This is a genomic window from Collinsella sp. TF11-5AC (assembly GCF_003436775.1).
In the GTDB taxonomy this organism is placed as follows: domain Bacteria; phylum Actinomycetota; class Coriobacteriia; order Coriobacteriales; family Coriobacteriaceae; genus Collinsella.
In genome coordinates this window covers 1-382 of record NZ_QSQO01000003.1, presented here as the reverse complement: position 1 = coordinate 382, position 382 = coordinate 1, and the positions used below count along the sequence as shown (strand labels likewise).

The following is a 382-nucleotide window of genomic DNA, read 5'->3' as shown; positions in this document are numbered from 1 at the left end:
GAGCTTGCAAGATACGCGAACGCCGCCCTTGCCGCTCAAACCGACGCCGCCTTTCTCGATTCTGCCGAGAGCTACTACGCGCTCATGGGCGAAGGCTTCCAATCCGGGTCCATCGTGGGAGACCGAGAGACCAATGACGCGGCGCTCGCATATTGCCGTGCCCTGAGCAGCTCCGGCATCACGGATATCCCGGCCTCCGCAAACGACCTGCCATTCCTTTCCTTCCTGCCTTACGCCGTTGCCATGGTGCCGTCTTTCCTTCCCTTCATTCCCTTCCTTCTCTCGTCGATACTCGTGCTCGGCGCCACAAGGCCTGCGACCCTGGCGGCGAAGGCGCCCGTGCCCAAATTCCGGCGCCTTATCCAGATCGTGTTTTCGATAA

The 382-nt window shown here is 61.0% G+C and carries 1 protein-coding gene; it reads left to right on the top strand.

The window, feature by feature from the left end:
* The coding region (locus DXD16_RS10275; protein WP_199408067.1) for a hypothetical protein at positions 1 to 382 on the top strand (382 nt) is incomplete at both ends.